General features: G+C 58.8%; 15 protein-coding genes. 4 read left to right on the forward strand and 11 right to left on the reverse strand.

All coding sequences use genetic code 11. The features are described from left to right. Positions 1-22: 22 nt before the first annotated feature. The 3 genes from AC3IT6_RS15145 to AC3IT6_RS15155 form a co-directional block, all read right to left on the reverse strand. On the reverse strand, positions 23-2149 hold the full coding sequence (locus AC3IT6_RS15145) for a TonB-dependent siderophore receptor (protein WP_489350785.1): 2127 nt from the start codon (positions 2147-2149) through the stop codon (positions 23-25). Positions 2150-2390: 241 nt separating this feature from the next. Beyond that, a complete protein-coding gene (locus AC3IT6_RS15150) occupies positions 2391-3746 on the reverse strand; it encodes a dicarboxylate/amino acid:cation symporter (protein ID WP_489350787.1) in 1356 nt (451 codons plus the stop codon). Between the two features lie 106 nt (positions 3747-3852). Further along, positions 3853-4908, reverse strand: coding sequence for a tartrate dehydrogenase (locus tag AC3IT6_RS15155; RefSeq protein ID WP_150752810.1), 1056 nt, complete (start codon positions 4906-4908; stop codon positions 3853-3855). Positions 4909-5044: 136 nt separating this feature from the next. Here AC3IT6_RS15155 and AC3IT6_RS15160 point away from each other — a divergent pair, with 136 nt between their 5' ends. Continuing rightward, entirely contained in the window at positions 5045-5968 is a 924-nt protein-coding gene (locus AC3IT6_RS15160; protein WP_489350789.1) for a LysR family transcriptional regulator, read from the forward strand. 377 nt (positions 5969-6345) lie between these two features. Further along, positions 6346-9198: a multicopper oxidase domain-containing protein gene (locus tag AC3IT6_RS15165; protein WP_489350791.1), complete on the forward strand. Its 2853-nt coding sequence runs from the start codon at positions 6346-6348 to the stop codon at positions 9196-9198. Positions 9199-9356: 158 nt separating this feature from the next. On the opposite strand, the gene AC3IT6_RS15170 is transcribed toward AC3IT6_RS15165, so the two are convergent. The 5 genes from AC3IT6_RS15170 to AC3IT6_RS15190 form a co-directional block, all read right to left on the reverse strand. Then, positions 9357-10853: a multiheme c-type cytochrome gene (locus tag AC3IT6_RS15170; protein ID WP_489350793.1), complete on the reverse strand. Its 1497-nt coding sequence runs from the start codon at positions 10851-10853 to the stop codon at positions 9357-9359. Between the two features lie 537 nt (positions 10854-11390). Beyond that, positions 11391-11849, reverse strand: a complete 459-nt coding sequence (locus AC3IT6_RS15175; RefSeq protein WP_489350795.1) for a MarR family winged helix-turn-helix transcriptional regulator — start codon at positions 11847-11849, stop codon at positions 11391-11393. A 127-nt stretch (positions 11850-11976) separates the two neighbouring features. After that, the gene (locus AC3IT6_RS15180; RefSeq protein ID WP_489350797.1) at positions 11977-12429 is read right to left on the reverse strand and encodes an Ohr family peroxiredoxin; all 453 of its coding nucleotides are present in this window, start codon (positions 12427-12429) and stop codon (positions 11977-11979) included. Positions 12430-12507: 78 nt separating this feature from the next. After that, complete coding sequence (locus AC3IT6_RS15185; RefSeq protein WP_489350799.1) at positions 12508-12948, reverse strand: Ohr family peroxiredoxin; 441 nt, start codon at positions 12946-12948, stop codon at positions 12508-12510. A gap of 603 nt (positions 12949-13551) precedes the next feature. Further along, complete coding sequence (locus AC3IT6_RS15190; protein ID WP_150724312.1) at positions 13552-14202, reverse strand: hypothetical protein; 651 nt, start codon at positions 14200-14202, stop codon at positions 13552-13554. A 330-nt stretch (positions 14203-14532) separates the two neighbouring features. Between AC3IT6_RS15190 and AC3IT6_RS15195 the strand changes: the two genes are divergently transcribed. Further along, on the forward strand, positions 14533-14865 hold the full coding sequence (locus AC3IT6_RS15195) for a hypothetical protein (protein WP_489350801.1): 333 nt from the start codon (positions 14533-14535) through the stop codon (positions 14863-14865). A gap of 54 nt (positions 14866-14919) precedes the next feature. On the opposite strand, the gene AC3IT6_RS15200 is transcribed toward AC3IT6_RS15195, so the two are convergent. Continuing rightward, the gene (locus AC3IT6_RS15200) at positions 14920-15756 is read right to left on the reverse strand and encodes an alpha/beta fold hydrolase (protein ID WP_489356571.1); all 837 of its coding nucleotides are present in this window, start codon (positions 15754-15756) and stop codon (positions 14920-14922) included. A 234-nt stretch (positions 15757-15990) separates the two neighbouring features. Further along, the gene (locus tag AC3IT6_RS15205) at positions 15991-16782 is read right to left on the reverse strand and encodes a cysteine hydrolase family protein (RefSeq protein WP_489350803.1); all 792 of its coding nucleotides are present in this window, start codon (positions 16780-16782) and stop codon (positions 15991-15993) included. Between the two features lie 192 nt (positions 16783-16974). Here AC3IT6_RS15205 and AC3IT6_RS15210 point away from each other — a divergent pair, with 192 nt between their 5' ends. After that, positions 16975-17967: a GlxA family transcriptional regulator gene (locus tag AC3IT6_RS15210; protein WP_489350805.1), complete on the forward strand. Its 993-nt coding sequence runs from the start codon at positions 16975-16977 to the stop codon at positions 17965-17967. Positions 17968-18040: 73 nt separating this feature from the next. Here the strand turns inward: AC3IT6_RS15210 and AC3IT6_RS15215 are convergent, their stop codons facing one another. After that, the gene (locus AC3IT6_RS15215) at positions 18041-18997 is read right to left on the reverse strand and encodes a threonine dehydratase (protein ID WP_489350807.1); all 957 of its coding nucleotides are present in this window, start codon (positions 18995-18997) and stop codon (positions 18041-18043) included. Between the last annotated feature and the right edge of the window lie 18 nt (positions 18998-19015).

Genomic DNA, 19015 nt, shown 5'->3' on the forward strand with positions numbered 1-19015 from the left:
CAACGCGCGGCATTCATCCGGACTACAACGTGTAGGAAACACCGACCTGCACCGTTCTCGGTGCCCCTGGATAGGCATAGACGTTGCCGAATGCGCCCTCCTCATAATCTTCGTCTGTCAGGTTCTTAACATCCAGGTTGAGCCGGATCCTGTCGTTCACCTTGTAGTAGCTCAACAGGTCAACCACGGTGTAGCTGCCCATCGAAAACGCCGTGTTGGCCGTCTGCCCTGCACGCTCATCGACGTTCTTGAGCCCGGTGCCAAGCCCCAGCCCCTTGAGCGCGCCATCCTGGAACTCGTAGACATTGAGCAGGCTGAAGCTGTTCTGCGGGATGTTCATCAGCCGGGTGCCGGACTTGATGACGTTGTCCTTGGTCACTTCGGCATCGACATAGGCGTAGCCGCCAATCACCCGCCATTGCGGGGTCAGGTTGCCGGCGATGTTCAGGTCGAAACCACGGCTGCGCACCTCGCCTGCCGCCACGCTGAACGTGGAGTCCACAGGATCGGTGGTGAGTACGTTGCGCTTTTCGATCTGGTAGATCGCCGCGTCGACACTCAATTGACTGTCCAGCGCTTCCCACTTGATACCCAGCTCATAGGACTTGCCCTTTTCCGGTTCGAAACCACCGCCCTGGCGACTGGCACCGGTATTGGGCTTGAACGAGCGAGCCGTATTGGCATAGATCGCCACGGTGTCGGTGAGGTCATAGGTCACGCCAACGCGCGGGGTCACCGCATTGTCGCTGGCCTCCCAGCTTCTGCCGCCCGGCACAAAGGTTTGGTAATCGTGCTCGAAGCGCTCGAAACGGGCGCCGGCCAATACTTTCAAGCGTTCGGTCAGTGCCACCTGATCCTGGACGAATGCCGCGTAGGTCTTGAGGTTTTCCTTGTCGTTGGTCGGGGTTCTGGTCAAGGCTGGACGTGGCTGGCCATACACCGGGTTGAAGATATCGATCGGGTAGGCACTCACCGCGCCACTGGAGCGCTGGATGATCGACTGGTAGTCGTAGTCCTCGTACTCGACGCCGGTCAGCAGGGTGTGATCGAAACCACCTGCGGTGAAATGTCCGGTGAGGTTGAGTTGGGTGTCCTTGTCCGTCCACTCCAGCTTGCGGTAGTTGAAGTTACGGCCCAGGGTGCGTCCGTCTGCGGCCACACCGTTGGCTTCGACCGCATTCCCCTCGAGGGTGCCGTCGAGCCATTGGAATCCGCCGCCCAACGTCCAGTTATCGCTCAGCAGATGCTCGAACCGTAGCTGCGCCATGTTGTTGTCGTTGTGCAATTTGCCAACGTCTTTTTCGCCGAAGAAGGTGTCGCGCGAGGCCGTGCCGATCTGGTTTGGAAAGCGCGTCAGGCCCCGGTCGAGCGGATGATTGTTGCGCATGAAGTCGCCTTCGAAAATCACCTTGGTGTCGTCGGTGGCCTGCCAGGACAGCACCGGGGTCACGCCGTAACGTTCGGTTTCGACATGATCGCGGAAGGTATCACCGCCCTCGCCCACCACGTTCAGGCGATAGGCCAGGCGGCCCTCCTCGTCCAACGGGCCGGAGGCGTCCAGCGTGCCACGCTTCATTCCCTGGTCATCGAGTTGACTACCCAGGGTCACCGTGGGCACGGCCAGGGGCTGTTTGGAGATGACGTTGAAGGTGCCGCCCGGATCGCCTCGGCCATAGAGCATGGTCGCCGGCCCTCGCAGTACTTCCAGTCGCTCGATGGTGTTGGCATCGGGCATGTTCGGATAGCCACGGTTGATCGGGAACCCGTTGCGATAGAACTCCCCGGTGGTAAAGCCGCGCACGGTAAAGGTGGTCAGGCCCTGGCCGCCGAAATTGTTGGCCCGCCCCACACCGCCGGCGTAATCGAGGGCGTCCTGCAGTCGGGTGGCACTGATGTCGTCGACGACATCCCGGGTGACCACACTGATGGACTGTGGCGTTTCGTGGATCGAAGTGTCGGTGCGCGTGGCGCTGGCCGAACGCGTCGCGCGATAGCCGTCAACCGGCCCCAGGGCGGTTTCGAAGTCAGCTGTGCCAACGATGTCGGTCGCTTGCAACTCCAGAGTGGATTTATCGGTAGTTGCTTGCTCCGCCCAAGCGGAAGCGGAGAACGCCTGAAGCACGCAGATAGACACCAGAGTACGACGCATCTAGGGAACCTTGTGAAAATAGCCAAATGGAACGGCATACATGCCAATAAATCGCGGCGCATGGTATACCGCATCACTATGTTTTGATACGTATTCTCATTTGAATTTTCTGAACGCGACCTGGTTCATTTCAAATCGTCGATGGTTCAAGCCCCCTGTCGAAGCCGCTGGCGTAACCAAAAAGGGCCCCGAAGGGCCCTTTGTACTCAAAACAGATCCACTGGGTCAGCCAGGCCGCGAGCTACACTCGTGAGGCTTGATCAAGGCCGGGCAGCAAGGGACTGCTCGTTGCCGATGAATGGGCATGAACCACCACCGCCCGCACCGCCTCGGGCTTTTGCTCTTCGACCTCACCATTGAGCGCCTTGTGCATCTTGTCGGTGTCCAGCGCCCCGACCCATTTGGCGATCGCCATGGTGCCCACGCCATTGCCGATGGTATTGGTGATGGCCCGCGCCTCCGACATGAACCGGTCGACGCCCAGCAGCAACACCATGCCCGCCACCGGTATGGTGCCCAGGGAGGACAAGGTGGCGGCCAGAATGATGAACCCGGAGCCGGTGACACCGGCCGAGCCTTTGGAGGTGAACATCAGTACCGCCAGCACGATCAGTTGATCGGTCAGGGTCAGCGGCGTGTTGGTAGCCTGGGCAATGAATATCGCGGCAATGGTGTAGTAGATCGCTTGCCCGTCCGGGTTGAAGGTCAGGCCGGAGGGAATGATCATCCCGGCAACGGGTTTGGACACCCCGGCCTTCTCCATTTTGGAAATCATCTGTGGCAGCACCGACTCCGAAGAACTGGTACCCAGCACGGTGAACAACTCTTCCTTGATGAACTTCAAGAACTTCCACAGGCTGAATCCGCTGTAGCGGCAGATCGGGCCGAGGACGAAGATCACGAACACGGCGCAGGTCAGATAGACGCAAGCCATCAACTTGCCCAGAGAGAACAGCGAGCCGAAGCCATACTTGCCGATCGTGAAGGCGATGGCACCAAATGCGCCAATCGGTGCCAGGCGCATGACCATGTTGACGATGCGGAACATACCCTGCATCAGGCTATCCAGCGTATCGACGAATGCCTTGCCCCGTGGCCCTACATGCGCCAGGGCGATGCCCAACAGAATGGAAAACAGCAGGATCTGCAGCACATTGCCCTTGGCGAAGGCATCCACGATGGTGTCAGGGATGATGTTCATGACGAAGTCCATGAACGATGCATGTTTCACGGCCGTGGTGTAGGTGGCCAGGCTGGAGGTGTCGAGGGTGGCGACATCGATGTTCATGCCGGCACCGGGTTTGAACACATCGACCACCACCAGTCCGACCACCAGCGCTAGCGTCGAGACCACCTCGAAATAGAGCAAGGCCCGAAAGCCCACACGCCCCAGTTCCTTCATGTTTTCCATGCGGGCAATGCCTGTGACCACGGTCAGGAAGATCACCGGAGCGAGGAGCATCTTGATCAGTTTGATGAAGGCATCGCCCAAGGGTTTGAGCGCAGCGCCGGTTTCGGGAACGAGCACGCCGACAATGGCGCCGAGGATCACGGCGATCAGCACTTGCACATAGAGTTTGCCGAATATTCTTTTCATGACAGGGCCCTGATTTTTTATTGTTGTCAGGAAATGCCAAGGAGTCAGATCAACTGACCTGCCCCTTGGCGTTGTGCCGCAGTACTGCTTGAAAGCGCTGGAAAAATCAGCGGTTGATCAACGCGATGACCGCATCCGTGATCTGGCGGGTGGTGGCGTTGCCGCCAAGATCCGGGGTATGCACACCACTTTCGGTCACCGCTTCGATCGCTGACATCAACTGCTTGGCGCTGGCGTGTTCGCCGAGATGCTCGAGCATCATTGCAGCCGTCCAGAACGTCGCGATCGGGTTGGCCACACCTTTGCCGGTGATGTCGAACGCCGAGCCGTGGATCGGTTCGAACATCGACGGGAATTGGCGTGACGGGTTGAGGTTGGCGGTCGGTGCGATGCCCAGGCTGCCGGACAGTGCCGCGGCCAGGTCAGACAGGATGTCGGCGTGCAGGTTGGTGGCGACGATCACATCAAGCGTCGACGGCTTGAGCACCATGCGCGTAGTCACCGCATCGACCAGTTCCTTGTCGATCCTGACGTCCGGGAAATCCTTGGCCACTTCGTAGAAAATCTCGTCCCACAGCACCATGCCATGACGCTGGGCGTTGGACTTGGTGACCATGGTCAGGTGCTTGCGCGGACGACTGCGTGCCAGTTCGAAAGCGAAACGGTGAATGCGCTCGACGCCAGCACGGGTGAATACCGAGACTTCGGTGGCGACCTCTTCCGGCAGGCCACGGTGTACACGACCACCGTTGCCGGAGTACTCACCTTCGGAGTTTTCCCGCACCACCACCCAGTCAATTTGATCGCCATTGTGTAGCGGGCTCTTCACCCCCGGCAGTACCCGGGCAGGTCGTACGTTGGCGTATTGATCGAAGCCCTGGCAGATCGGCAGGCGCAAACCCCAGAGTGAAATGTGATCCGGCACGTTGAGCGCGCCCACTGCACCGAAGAAGATCGCATCGAAGGTTTTCAGTTCTTCCAGGCCACCTTCGGGAATGTAGTAGCCGTTTTTCAGGTAGTTATCCGAGTTCCAGTCGAAGTGTTTGAAATCCAGCTGGAAGCCGGACTTTTTCGACAGGGCTTGCAGCACCTCGACGCCAGCGGCAATCACTTCGACACCGATGCCATCACCTGGAACCGCTGCAATCTTGTATGCGCTCATGGTCAACTCCACTCTCGTAAGTTTCTTGTTGTGCCTGTCGAACGGGCTGTTCAATCAGGGTGTGAGCGGAGTATATGTAGTGAACAAATAGGTGTGAGTTACTCATAATCACTACATAAATAACTTTGAGTTACGAATGAGCCAGACCTTGGATTTGTCGTTTTTCTACCTCTTGGCCAATAAAGGCAGTCTCGCCGCGACCGCACGGGAACTGGGAATCACGCCGCCGGCGGTCAGCAAACGTCTCAGCGCGCTGGAAGCTCGATTGGGCATCCGCCTGGTCAATCGCACCACGCGCTCCATGAGCCTGACCTCGGAAGGTGAACTGCTGTTTTCCCACGCCGCCCGAATCCTGACGCAGATCGATGAGGTCGAGCAGTTGATCCACAGTAGTCGGGCTACCCCCAAGGGCCTGATTCGGGTCAACGCGTCGCTGGGATTCGGTCGCCGATACATCGGCCCTGCCCTGGGTGCATTCTTCGCCCAGTATCCGGAGGTGGAGGTGCAGCTGGAAATCAGCGACCACCCCCTGGACCTGACGACTCATGGGTTTGACCTGGGCATACGCTTCGGTACCCTGCCGGACGCCGCCTTCCATGCACGCAAGATCGCGTCCAATCGTCGCCTTCTATGCGCTTCGCCGCTGTACCTGGAAAAGCATGGTGTGCCGCAACGCCTGACGGACCTTCAGCAACACAACTGCATCTTTCTCAGGCAAAACGAAACGCCCTACGGTGTGTGGAGTTTCACCAACGGGGGGCGCACGCAAAACATCAAGGTCCGTGGCGCACTGGGCTGCAATGACGGCGAAGTGGCCCTGAATTGGGCGCTTGAAGGCTACGGCATTCTGTTGCGGGCCGAATGGGACATTGCCCGATACGTGCGCAGCGGCCGCTTGCGACTGGTGCTGGAAGACCAGACCCCGACCCGCGCCGATGTTTATGCGGTGTACCCGCAACAGTTGCACCTGTCAGCCCGTGTGCGCAGCCTGATCGATTTCCTGGTCGAGCGTTTCAGGCACATTGACCACCTGGATGAAACGGCGGGCCTGCACGACTGAACAGCCTGGGCCCGCAGCCGCTTCGGCCAACAGCGGGCACCGATGAAGTTGGGGTGAATGACAGCAATCGTCCATCGATACATTAAGAAATCAGCCACGTCTCCTGGCCCGGACACCCCGCACAATCGCACCCTGTATTGGGGGATATCCCCCATCATCGGGGGTATTCATCCTGGCTGCTCATACGCCTGTTTAAAGCCAGCGGACAACGGGAACGCGGCGTAGAGCCATCAGTCACCTCCTGTCACTTTCGGCGGGAAATATGCATCGTTCCCATCCCGGCTCGAAATCAAACGTTTTGCCAGCCGGGCCAGGAGCAGTGGCTCGTTGCCCATGCATTGCCACGCGCTCCGAGGAACCCGTCAGAGGTGTTTGCGATGAAACTGGATGCCGGAAGGCTGAAATCTAGTCCATTGTTCAAAACCAGGCTGGCGCTGAGTATCTCTGCTGCCGTGATCGTGTTTGGGCTGGGCTTGTCCCAGACCCGGGCAGCCCCCCTCGACAACACCGATCCACCGCCTCCTACCGACCCATCGGCGTTCACTAATCAGCCCGCCGACCCCGAAGCCGCATTGCGAGACTTGCTCAAGCTGCCTCCCGCAAACGTCGGCGCTTTTGACTTACCCAATGGAGTGGTCGGTAACCGCCAGACCCCCTTGGTCGACAATGTGCTGCCACCCGATCTGCAACCCAGCTTCAACATCCCCACTAACGGTAATGCCAGCCCGGTGTTCGGGGTTCAACCGTTCACCCAGAAGCTTGAACTGTTCGAGGAATTCGGCTCGAACAAACTGGATGCGACCGACCCGCCATCACCCGTTCCGTTTCCGGTTCCGACGCTGGGCCCCGCACCGGCGCAAGACCCATTGAACGTGGCGCGTAGCGGCCCGTCGCCGGCTGCGCTGGATGCCTTTCTCAGGGAGCCGGCATTGACGCCCTTCCCGACAGAGTTCTCCAATGTACTGGACCGCAACCCCTGGAAGGCGCAGATCGAGCTTTTCCTCAATCGCCGGGTCGATTCGCCCGCAGAAGGCCGGCCACCGGGAAAAGGCTGGTCGCACCAGCGTTTCAATGAGTTTTTCCCGCGCGACGCCTTCAAGACGGTGCAAGCCGGCGCGCACGTCAACAGCGGCCTACGTGATCGCATGCAACGACATAACTACGCCGTGGGGGAATTTGCGCCAGGCGGGCTCTATCACAATCCCAACGGCAACCCAGCCAACGAGGGCACAACCAAGGGCATTCAAGTGCAGTTTCACCCCAACTTCCCTGTCCAGGACCATAACGCGTTGTGGACATTCGACGGCACCTTTCCGCCCAAACTGCTTCAAGTCCGCTATGGCCAAGCGATGCTGATGCGTCATTACGATGCCTTGCCCATTGACCCGTCGGCCAACCGGGGCTTTGGCCTGCACACCATCTCCACCCATGAACATAACGGCCATTCGCCCGCGGAAAGCGACGGCTTTGCCAACGCGTTCTTCTTCCCGGGCCAGTACTACGACTATCGCTGGCCGATCCAGTTGGCCGGTTACGACAGCATCAATACCAGCGCTCAGGATCCGCGTGCGGCATTCCCCTGCGACCCCGGTGAAATCCTTTTCGTCAACGACGCCAACCCCGGCTTCAAGACCTGCGACAACGGCACCATCAAGATCCGAGGCGACTGGCGCGAAACCATGAGCAGCCACTGGTTCCACGACCACATGCTCGATTTCACCGCGCAGAATGTCTACAAGGGCAATGCGACGATGATGAACTACTACAGCGCCGTGGACCGTGGCAACGAGGCGGTCGACGACGGGGTCAACCTGCGCCTGGCCAGTGGTTCGGGGTTGGGGTGGGGTAACCGCGACTATGACGTCAACCTGACGATCGCCGACAAGGCCTGGGACCAGGCCGGCCAGTTGTGGTTCAACCCCTTCAACACCGACGGTTTTCTCGGTGACCAGATGCTGACCAACTGGGAGTACAAGCCCTTCCTGGATGTACGTGCCCGCCGCTACCGTTTGCGCATTCTCAACGGATCGGTGTCTCGCTACTTCAAGCTGGCGGTGGTGCGTCAGGTCAATGGTAATGGTGGCGAGTTTCCCGGTCCGAACAGCTCCGGGGTTTCCTACAACCGGGTGCCGTTCCACATGATTGCCAACGACGGCAATATCATGGAGCACGCGGTGCCGTTCGATGGCAGCCTGGACCTCGATGGCGACGGCGACACACAGGACCACAATGCCATTCTGCCGATACAGGGCATTTCCGAACGCTATGACATCGTCGTCGACTTCGCGAAAAACGGCATCAGCCCGGGCGACAAGATTTTCTTCGTCAACATCGAGGAGCATGAAAACGGCAAGCGTCCCGAACGTGACATTCCATTGGCGGATGTACTCTCCGGGAAGTACCTGCCCGTTGTCCGGCAAACCAGCCACGGGCCACAGTGGGTCAACGGTGACCCGGGCGTGGGCCTGTTCCTGCAACTGAACGTCCAGCCTTACACCGGCCAGGATGTCAGCATGAATCCGGTCGACTTCGAGCCCGCCAAGCCTGGCCAGCCCGAGGGCAAGTTCATGATCCCCCTGCCCTTGAACCGTGATGACCCTGCCGATATCGCCCGGCTTGCCCAGGCGCGGCACCGCACCTTCATCTTTGGCCGCTCCAACGGCACGGATTTCAAGCCCTGGACGATCAAGACCGATGGCGGCGAAGGCTTCGGCATGGACCCGCGGCGGATTTCAGCCGCGCCACAACTGGCCACCGGCCCGACACCGGCAGGGTTCAAGGGTGAAGGCACGCTGGAAGTCTGGAAGATCGAGAACGGCGGCAATGGCTGGAGTCACCCGGTGCATGTGCATTTCGAGGAAGGGATCATTCTCACTCGAGGCGGCAAACCGCCACCAGAATGGGAAAAAGGCGCGCGCAAGGATATCTACAATGTAGGCCGCCATCCCGAGAGCCTCGACAATGTCGAAATGGCCATACGCATCCGTGAGTTTGCCGGTACCTACATGGAGCACTGCCACAACACACAGCATGAGGACACGGCGATGCTGCTGCGCTGGGACTCTGAACACCCGGGCCAGATTCAATTGATGCCCACACCATTGCCCAGCTGGGACGGCGTGAAATTCGTGGACTCGATTGCGTTACCGACATTCCGTACGGGAGATGGTGTCGGGCCACAGGTCGAGGTCGACAATGACCAGGAAACCAGTAGCGGCAGCGGAGGCTAGCGTCGTCTATCAAACGACTGGTCATGGCGTCAGCAAACGCAAGGAACCGGCTGCATGATCGCTTCAATCCCAAAGCCGCCTGTCATCACTGTCGGCTTTGGGTCGGATACGCTCTCTGTCCGAGACGCGTTACCTGTTCGATGATGGCAGTGACATGTTCATTCTTTGTAGTAGGCGCTGACGTCGTCGAGCTTCAACTTCGCGGGTACCGCCCGCTTCGCCGTATCGGATCCGGTCGACAGGGGTACGCTCTGCGTGACGTTGGCCATCCGGGTGATTTCCACCTGCAACTTGTCCTTGCCGAGCAGGTAGTCGGCCAGTTTCTGGGAAAACGGCCAGTAGTTCAGATCGGCAGTCAGGGTCAGCGGCCCGACGGCGTCGGCCGGCACCAGGAAGGAAAACTCCCCGATATCGTAGCCCTTGGGCAGAATGCGGTTGTCCGAGAGAATCTGCGTGGCATTCCAGACCTCGACGTCCAACGGATTGCCGTCCTTGTCGCCAATATGCACCTTGAAATTTCGCGTGTTGACCTCGGTCTTGCCGTCCTTGATCGAACCCAGTCGATAGAGCTCGCGACCACTGGCATCCTGCACCCGGAAATCGATCCACATCTCCCGCCCCTCGGGAAAGCCGGTCGGCAGCTTGTGCCCGGCGCCGACGTTGGTCACTTTGACCGCTACCGAGGTGTATTGCCCGGGCGTCATGGCTGCCGGCACTTGCTGGAACTTTATTTCCCCGGCACGCGCGAGCATGTCGCGTGCGCGTTGCGCGCCCTCCTCCTGACCGAGATGCTTGAGCATCGTCGCGTTGGCTCCGCTGAACCAATGCGAGGCGACCTCCTCGCGGTCTGGCCCCATGATCGCGGCCTTGCCTGCAAAACCCGGCATGTGGCAGCTCTGACAAGTCACATTGTTAAGGCTGTAGGTGCTCTCCTGCCATTCGTCATAGGTGCGCTCCACCGCCACGCTGCTGAAGGGGTGCGTGACGTTGTGGCAGGTGCCGCAAAAGTCCGAGCGCGTGTGCAGAGCGGAATACACGGTGTCGTGATAAGGCGAAACGGCATCCCTGCGCGGGCCGAACTTGGTTGGTTTGCCGTTTGCTCGCGGACTCAGGACATAGGCGCCGTTATCGAGGCCTGTGCGGGCACTGATGTTGTGGCAGGTCTCGCAATCGACCCCGGGCATCGGATGATTCTTCTCGCTGTCTTCAATCGAGGAGCGGTTGACTTGCGAAGTGATCTGCCCGGTCGTGAGACCGATCGGGGTATGGCAGCCGGTGCAGAAGTTATCGACCTTGCCCTCGGTGGCCGCACTCGCACGCTTGAGCAAGGCCCGATAGATGGGTTCATCCCAGGCCTGGGACATCATCGACGAGCGCCATTGCTTGTAGATCTGCGTATGGCAAGCGCCACAGACCTGGGCATTGTCGAAGTCCTTCACATTCAAGACCAGGTTGCCGGTGGTATTGGCCCGATGCGGAAAGAACGGCATCCCGCCAATCACATGCATGAGCCTGGAACGTGCCGGCTCCAGCCACTTCTCATTGCTTTGATTGTCATTGCCCTGAGGTCCGTCGGCCGCCACCAGCATGGCCGTCAGCAGGCAAACCAGCAAACACAACAGACGGCGCAGCAGCACTACCTTGGAGTGGTTCATAACGACTTCCCCTGGACAGTTGCAGAGGATGACTGCAGCACTTCCATTGAGTCGCCAGGGGTGTTTCGTGATGCAACCCGACGGTTATATCAATCACTCAATGGGGGGTACTTACAGCTCCACGGCATCCCGACACCTTTAATGAACGGGATACCCTCGCTCAGCAATTACCCTGCCATCGATGTAACAATACTTGTCGGCATACCTGAACGCCCCGCAAACATTGCTCGGAATTTGAAATTCCCGAGCTGATGGAGACGCGAATCCTGCTGGGAATCCGCGCCCATTAGCGGGGGAATTCACTCCGCAATCGGGGGGATACAGACCAGGGGCCAGTCCTGCGGTACAACCGCCGCACAACATCCGATAATCGTATTACCCTCCGAAGTTAATGAGCCGCTCTGATCCGTTACTTGGGCCGCCGACTCTCTATCGCTGCAACCTGCTGCACTTATGCACCTGATTGCAGAATAGGAAAGGGTTTCTGCGCGCAGTGCACCTCGCAACTCCGGGGCCACTCACTTTACTCGATACGACTTACTCTCTTTCCTTGGTCGACCGAATAAGACTGCCCCGTAACTTCACAATGGCCTTCTGCATCTGCACGAAGTCGTCGGGATCAAGACCGGTTTGCGGAAAGCCGTCTTCGGTGAGGCCTTCGCGCAGTTTTCGCCCCTCTTTGGTGAGACTGATCCGCACCTGGCGTTCGTCTTCCGGGTCGCGCTGGCGCAGCAGATAACCCATCGCTTCCAGCTTCTTCAGGATCGGCGTGAGGGTATTGGACTCGAGAAACAGCTTTTCGCCGAGGCTGCCAACGGTCTGGTTGTCTTCCTCCCACAGCGCAACCAGGGTGATGTATTGCGTATAGGTCAGGCCGAGCCGTTCGAGCATCGGCTTGTAGGCCTTGCCGAAAGCCAGGTTGGTGGAATAGACCGCAAAACACAGGAACTCGGAGAGTTTGAGATCCAGGGCGGATGTCTTGTCGGTGTTTTTCATGGACGTTCTCTTGGCTCAATCTGGCGAGGCTGAAACTATACGTCGTACGCGATGGTATCGGTAGTGCGTATAAACACCGACGGCCGGCTCACCAGGAAGATCCCCGGTGAGTCGGCCGTGCAGTGAGTTATGCGGTCAGGACGTTGATGTCGACATCAATGTTGCCGCGTGTGGCCTTGGAGTAAGGGCAGATTGCATCGGCGTTGTGCGCCAACTCGGTCGCCACCCCTTGGTCCAGCCCCGGCACCCGCAAGGTCAGTCGGGCCTGCAGGAAGTAAGCCGCGCCGGTCTGGCCCAGGTCCACTTCGATGTCGACGGCCGTATCTGTCGGCAGTGTCACCTTCATCTGTTGGGCGGCCAGCCCCACCGCTGCGATGTAGCAGGCCGACCAGGCTCCGGCGAACAGTTGCTCGGCTTTCGGGTGTGGCTGGACGGCGGTGAGCACGTGTGCCGGTGTGTCGCTGCCGGGGGACGACAGCACGATGTCGAGGTTGCCGTTATGGCCGCGCGATGTATTGCCTGCGTTGTTATGAGTGGTGTGGGTTTTGCCGCTGGCCAGTACTTTTTCGATCTTGCTCATGATGATTCCCTCAGGGTTACAGTCATTTATGCTCTTATGCGCTTTAATCGCATGCGATATTAGTGATGCATCAACGCATCACGCCGTAATCACGTTCAGGGCAACGTCGATATTGCCGCGTGTGGCTTTGGAGTAAGGGCAGATGGAATCGGCAATGTGCGCCAGTTCGGTCGCGACATCGTGTGCCAGCCCTGGCACTCGCAGGGTCAGTCGGGCCTGAAGGAAATAGGCCGGACCAGTCTGGCCCAGGTCCACTTCGATGTCGACGGACATATCCCCCGGCAACACGATATTGCGTTCCTGGGCCACCAGCCCCACTGCCGCGGTGTAACAGGCAGACCAGGCCCCGGCAAACAGTTGCTCGGCTTTCGGGTGCGGCTGTGTGGCGGTAAAGACGTGGGCCGGCTGGGCAGAACCCGGTGACGACAGTTCGATATCGAGGCTGCCGTTGTGGCCACCGACACCGCTGTAAGTGGTGTGGGTTTTGCCGGTTGCCAGTACTTTTTCGATCTTGCTCATGGGCACTTCCTCAGGATTTAATGTTTCGTGCGATTGTATCGCATGCGATACGTGTGACATTTAAAAAGACAACGTTCATCAATTGGCGTGTGCAAGGATCCAATTGTTGCCGTTTTGACCATGGGAAGCGTGAGCGGTCGAGATGAACTTTGTGCGGCGGCCTCCGGTGTTCATGGCTGAGTCTCCAAACGGCAAGGGTTGTTGTTACTTCTTATCGCTATCGATTAGATCGTATGCGATGAATTAATATTCAACCAAAGCCCCAATGATGTCAAAGCCTATTTTATGCCTTGGCGATGAGCGGTAGACGCGAGATCAACCTCGCTCCCCTCCCCCTTGTCGAAAAGGATGATGGGCTTCTCACCGTCCGGCCCTGCTGGGACCTCTGGTTACGCGTTTCGGATCGCTCTCACGCATGACGATCAACTCGTTGGCGCTGAAATGAAATGGACGTATTTCACTCGAAAAAAAAACCGGCCAATCGAGCCGGTTTTCTTTGACTTGCTGATACCTGCACGCACAAAAAACCCCCTCACATGGAGGGGGTCTGATGTTTGAACGGTTCAGACGGTTTCACCCGTCTTTCCCTGGATTTTCGTCAGCTCAGCGCAGCGCAGGAATACCCGCAAACAGCCACGAAGTCTCTTGAACCGGAGTTGCTTCGTTGCGCTTACGCGCCCACTGGGTCAGCGCCACCATCATCGCAAAGCCGAGCACGATCAACACCGGATAGGCCATCAGCAACTCGGTGAGCGAATACTTCCAGGCCAGCGGTCGACCGACACCGAGCATGGCGGCATACAACCAGGACACGCCCGACAGTGCGCCAGAGAACAGGGCAAACATTCGCACATTGATCTGGAGATCAAGCAGCGAACCGGCCTTCAGCATTGCCGGCAATACATAGCGGTGCAACAACATGCCGTTGAACGTCAGCAGCAATACAATAATAACTTTGGCTTGAAGTTTCGGATTGGCAAAATAGGTCATGCCTTTTTCAAGGTAATCAATACCTATAATCGCAGCTCCGGTGACCCACAAGAATATCAACGCATTGGCAACAGACTTCTGAAGACTGGCCATATGTTCATTATCGTGCCCCGACGACACGCGACCTTTCAACAAATCCTTGACCATGGCGGCATCGCTGGCAAACACCAGGCCGATAGCTACGCAGCAAGCCAACAGGTGAACGTAAACAACGCCTAAACGCAAAAACTCCATGGATTCTTTCTGGCCGATCAGGCCGATCATTGTATTAATATCCAAGACTACATCTCCACTTATAGCAGCAGTGCAAATTGACCATGCCCCAGGCAGGCGAATTATTGATTCGCACCTGCAAGGTCAAGTTGGCAAAGATTGAAGCAACTAAATAATTTGGTATTACAAGAGAGAGCGACTCGCCCAGCGAGTCAGTGATGACGGCATACTATCACTCCAGGTCTCAGGTAAAAAAAATCCCCATGCGCATTCCATTCAATGCAGATGAGGTATACGTCCATTTTTCTAGTGAGTGCAGCGGGACCCTAAGGATCCGCCTGCTGGAAAATCAGAGCCCAGCATATCCCGATCGTTCATTTTTTGAGCAAAAACATCGACAAACGGTACTGTTTCCAGCACTTGGGGACACCTGCCTCTTTGGCCGAAACCCGCGTCGCCACGCTGATGAATCGTTTCAGCCAGCATGCCGAAAAAAAAACAGCCATTGCGCTGAACTTTTGTCGCCAGACCCGACCAACGGCGAAAATTGCTTACCACGAAGGCCTGCGAAAAATTTCGAAAATGGGCCCGCTGGACTCTTTCGACCAGGCTGTCGGCAAGTTCTCCATCGCCTATGCCAATCAAAATGTGAAAGATCATGCCGCGCTGATAGCCGCGGAAAAATCAGGGCGGATCAATGCACTCAGGGAATAAGAGTAATGAACCCCTCCATGGCCCCGCGAGCAGCAGAGCCATGGCTCGAACGGATCAGCCGCGAATGAACTTCAGCAGATCCTGATTGACCACATCGGCGTGCGTCGTGCACATCCCGTGCGGGTACTTCTCGTACACCTTCAGGGATCCATTTTTCAGCAGCTTGCTCGACAGCAGCGCAGAGTCGGCAATGGGAACGATCTGGTCGTCATCACCGTGCATGACCAAAGCAGGTACGGTGATCGCCCGCAGGTCATCCGTGAAGTCGGTTTCAGAGAAGGCCTTGATGCACTCATAGTGGGCATTTGCCGCGCCGGCCATGCCTTGCCGCCACCAGTTCTGGATCATGCCCGGTGAAACAGCGGCACCCGGGCGGTTGAAGCCGTAGAACGGGCCACTGGCAACATCCAGATAAAACTGAGACCGGTTGGCCGCCAGTTGCTTGCGCATGCCATCGAACACCTCGATTGGAAGACCGCCCGGGTTTGCCGGGCTCTTGACCATGACCGGCGGTACCGCACCAATCAAAATCAGTTTGGCCACGCGTTTGTGCAACTGACCATGCCGGGCGACATAGCGCGTCGCCTCCCCGCCGCCGGTCGAGTGGCCGATATGCACGGCGTTGCGCAGGTTCAGTTGCTGTACCAACGCGGCGACGTCTGCAGCGTAGTGGTCCATGTCGTGGCCATCGCTTACCTGAGACGAGCGGCCGTGGCCGCGCCGATCGTGTGCAATGACGCGATAGCCCTGGCCAACGAAGAACAGCGCCTGGCTGTCCCAATCGTCACCGCTGAGCGGCCACCCATGGTGGAACACGATGGGCTGGGCGTTCTTCGGGCCCCAGTCCTTGTAGAAGATTTCAACGCCATCTTGGGTCGTCACTTTGCTCATGGTCATGTTTCCGCTATGGGTGTCAGGAGAGTTGAAGGACGCGAGTGCAAGGCCGGGTGCCGTGGACAAGGCAACGAGGGCTGTGGCACTCAGGCCGAGCACCAGAAAATCCCGCCGGTCCGGGCTGACAAGCCCTGAATTTTCGCTATCGCTCATGGGTGACTCCGCGTCAGTCAGTGACACGGGAGCCGCAAGGACTCCCCTGTCTGGTCAGGAAATGGGGCATGCCCAAGGTCAGCGCCCTTCCAGCTTTTTCACGACCTCATCGGTCGTCATCAGGCCGTTGGCGATGTAGCGGAAGTTAACCAGCGCGCTACCGTATCCGTCGCCATCTGGCAGCTTCGGGCCGGCGACGGCGTCACGTACGACAACCACCTCGAAACCGCGCTCCAGAAACTCGCGAAGGTGCGATTCGACGCACAGGTTGGACGCCATGCCGGCCAGGATGATTTTGTCGACCCGCTGCTTGCGCAGCTGCAGCATCAGGTCGTTGCTTTGCGGGCCATACAACTTGTGCGGTGAGGCGACGAGGGTCTTGCCGTCTTCGATGAAGGGTTTGAACTCCTTCATGAAATCGGCACCCGAATTGCGGAATCCATCCAGCGTCAGGGCGCCCTTGCGGTCGAACATTCCCAGCTTGTGCTGGACAGTCTCCGCTGGCGCTTCGAACTCCCACTGATGATCGTGGGGATAGTAGTAGTGCGGCGAGATCGCTACGGTCGCTACGGCCTGCTTGAACGCCGTGAACAGCCGGGTCAGATTCGGCACCAGATTCTGCTCGGTAACGCTCTGGCCGAAGATTGACCAGCCCGCACCCTCCGGGCTCATGAAGTCTATCTGCGGGTCGATCACGACCAGTGCGGTTCGACTGGCATCCCATTGAAAGGTAGACGCCGGCAGCGCGGGCTTGGCTGGATCGGCGTAAGGGTTCTCGGCGGCGAAGCCGATGCCGGGCGCCATCAGGATTGCCCCCAGCAAGGTGGCGCAGGAGAGGAGTCTGGCGGGATGAATTCGGTTGAAGGTCATGTTGCACGTCCGCAGTGTGGGGGTGGTGCATTCACGGTACGGCGAGAAGGCGGCACGAAATGGACATATATCCCTGGATTTCGGCCGACTAGGCCAGGCACCTTGCATGAGACGGCTGGGTTCAATGCCCCCGTGACCTTCCCGACAGCAAGCGCGTACCATGGCCCCATTCAGACTGTGGATGTTCCGTGCATGCAGCGTCACATATGTTTCCTGGTCTATCCGGGCTTCGTATTGCTCGATCTGAGTGGCCCGCTCGAAGCCTTCTCCAACGCCAATCGTGCGCGCCCTTCTGGCTATCGATTCACAGTCGCTTCGCTTGAAGGCGGATTGATCGGCGCTTCGAGCGGACTGCAGGTCGCGACCGAAGCCTTGCAGGTTGTCGACCAACTCGACACGCTGATCATCGTCGGTGCACCCACCGCTCCGATCGATGACAGGATGCTGCCGATGGCAGCGGCGATACGACAGATGTCCCCGCGCTCTCGCCGCACTGCCAGCGTCTGCACCGGCGCCTTCCTGCTGGCCGAGAGCGGCCTGCTCGACGGTCGTGTCGCGACCACGCACTGGAACTACGCGCCGCAATTGCAGGCACGCTATCCGGCACTGCGCGTGGACGGAGATCGAATCTGGACCGAAGACGGGAATGTCTGGACGTCCGCCGGTATGTCGGCTGGCATCGACATGGCCCTGGCGATGATCGAGCAGGACCTGGGCAAGGAGGTGTCACGCTCCGTCGCGCGCATGCTGGTTGTCTACTATCGGCGACCCGGTGGCCAGTATCAGTTTTCTTCTCTGCTGGATTTCGACCCTGGCTCGGATCGGATCCGCACGGTGCTGAGCCATGTGCGCGATCACCTGCGTGATGATCTGTCAGTCGAACGCCTGGCAGACGTTGCACATATGAGCGTGCGCCAGTTTGGCCGCGTGTTCGCGGCATCGGTCGGGGTGACGCCGGCGAAAGCTATCGAGCGCCTGCGTATCGAGTCGGCGCGGCCAATGGTCGAGGACGGGCACCAGACTTTCGAAGAGATCGCCAGGTGCTTCGGATTCGGCGATGCCGACCACATGCTTCGCAGCTTCGTGCGAGTCGTGGGGCGCACGCCACAGGAACTGCGCCGCAGCGCCCGCCAGGCCAAAGACAATGGTGGGTCCGGAAAAAAAACGGATCAATCGTCCACGTAAGCGAAGACTCGGTGATCCAGCGGGCCAGGAGCTGCTGTTTCGCCCGATCAGCAGTCGCTCTCACGGCCCGCCTTCACGCAATCACTCGCGCATACACCGATCTGTCGACGTTCCCACCGGATAGAATCACCCCCACCCTTCTTCCCGACATGGCTTCGCGCTCCGCGATGAGCGCGGCCAGCGCCGCCGCACCGGCCCCTTCGACGAGGTTGTGGGTATCGGTGTAATACACACGCATGGCCTCGGCGATCTGGTCATCGCTGACCGATACGATCCGCGCTGCACCTGCCGCGTAGACGGCAAAGGCTTCAGGAATTGGCTTACGTACGGCAAGGCCGTCGGCGAAGGTGTTGGCCGAGGCCGTTTCGCGTGTTGCGCCAGCATCAAACGATAACTTTGCGGCCAGGGCCTCACTGGAAACCACGCCAACCACCTGTGTTTGCAGACCCAGCGCATCGCGGGCGGCGATCACCCCGCAAATCCCCGATCCACAGCCAATAGGTACATAAACGGTATCCAGGTCCGGCGCTGCATTGAACAGCTCCAGCGCATAAGTGGCGACGCCTTTGACCAGTTCAGTGTGAAATGGCGGGACAAGGAACAGGTCATGCGCGCGCGCAAGGCGGGCAGCCTCCTCACGGGCATCATCGAAATCGCGGCCATACTCGACCACTTCAGCGCCAAAGCCGCGCATGGCGTTGTTCTTTTCTACCGAGTTACCTTGCGGCACGACGATCAACGCCCGCAAACCCAGTGTGCCAGCCGCCAGTGCCAGGCTCTGGCCATGGTTGCCGCGGGTAGCGCTGACAATACCCTTCGCGCCCGGGTGCTCGCGTTTGAGCCAGTGCATGAAGGTGATACCACCACGTACCTTGAAGGCACCGGTAGGCGTGTGATTTTCGTGCTTGACCCACACCGTGCAACCCAACCGCTGAGCCAGCAAAGGCCAAGGGTACTGGGCGGTGGCCGGCATGACCCGGTAAACGCTGCGAGCGGCCTGTTCGATATCGTCGCGAGTCAGTCTGTGCATGAGTTGTCCCCCTGAGAT

This window comes from Pseudomonas sp. KH_017, assembly GCF_057840285.1.

Excerpts from the sequence above, each read along its gene's own strand:
- AC3IT6_RS15215 (WP_489350807.1), bottom strand. The coding sequence starts at position 18,997 with ATGCACAGACTGACTCGCGACGATATCGAACAGGCCGCTCGCAGCGTT.
- AC3IT6_RS15210 (WP_489350805.1), top strand. The coding sequence starts at position 16,975 with ATGCAGCGTCACATATGTTTCCTGGTCTATCCGGGCTTCGTATTGCTC.
- AC3IT6_RS15150 (WP_489350787.1), bottom strand. The coding sequence starts at position 3,746 with ATGAAAAGAATATTCGGCAAACTCTATGTGCAAGTGCTGATCGCCGTG.
- AC3IT6_RS15160 (WP_489350789.1), top strand. The coding sequence starts at position 5,045 with ATGAGCCAGACCTTGGATTTGTCGTTTTTCTACCTCTTGGCCAATAAA.
- AC3IT6_RS15170 (WP_489350793.1), bottom strand. The coding sequence starts at position 10,853 with ATGAACCACTCCAAGGTAGTGCTGCTGCGCCGTCTGTTGTGTTTGCTG.
- AC3IT6_RS15155 (WP_150752810.1), bottom strand. The coding sequence starts at position 4,908 with ATGAGCGCATACAAGATTGCAGCGGTTCCAGGTGATGGCATCGGTGTC.
- AC3IT6_RS15185 (WP_489350799.1), bottom strand. The coding sequence starts at position 12,948 with ATGAGCAAGATCGAAAAAGTACTGGCAACCGGCAAAACCCACACCACT.
- AC3IT6_RS15200 (WP_489356571.1), bottom strand. The coding sequence starts at position 15,756 with ATGAGCAAAGTGACGACCCAAGATGGCGTTGAAATCTTCTACAAGGAC.
- AC3IT6_RS15165 (WP_489350791.1), top strand. The coding sequence starts at position 6,346 with ATGAAACTGGATGCCGGAAGGCTGAAATCTAGTCCATTGTTCAAAACC.
- AC3IT6_RS15190 (WP_150724312.1), bottom strand. The coding sequence starts at position 14,202 with ATGATCGGCCTGATCGGCCAGAAAGAATCCATGGAGTTTTTGCGTTTA.
- AC3IT6_RS15175 (WP_489350795.1), bottom strand. The coding sequence starts at position 11,849 with ATGAAAAACACCGACAAGACATCCGCCCTGGATCTCAAACTCTCCGAG.
- AC3IT6_RS15180 (WP_489350797.1), bottom strand. The coding sequence starts at position 12,429 with ATGAGCAAGATCGAAAAAGTACTGGCCAGCGGCAAAACCCACACCACT.
- AC3IT6_RS15145 (WP_489350785.1), bottom strand. The coding sequence starts at position 2,149 with ATGCGTCGTACTCTGGTGTCTATCTGCGTGCTTCAGGCGTTCTCCGCT.
- AC3IT6_RS15205 (WP_489350803.1), bottom strand. The coding sequence starts at position 16,782 with ATGACCTTCAACCGAATTCATCCCGCCAGACTCCTCTCCTGCGCCACC.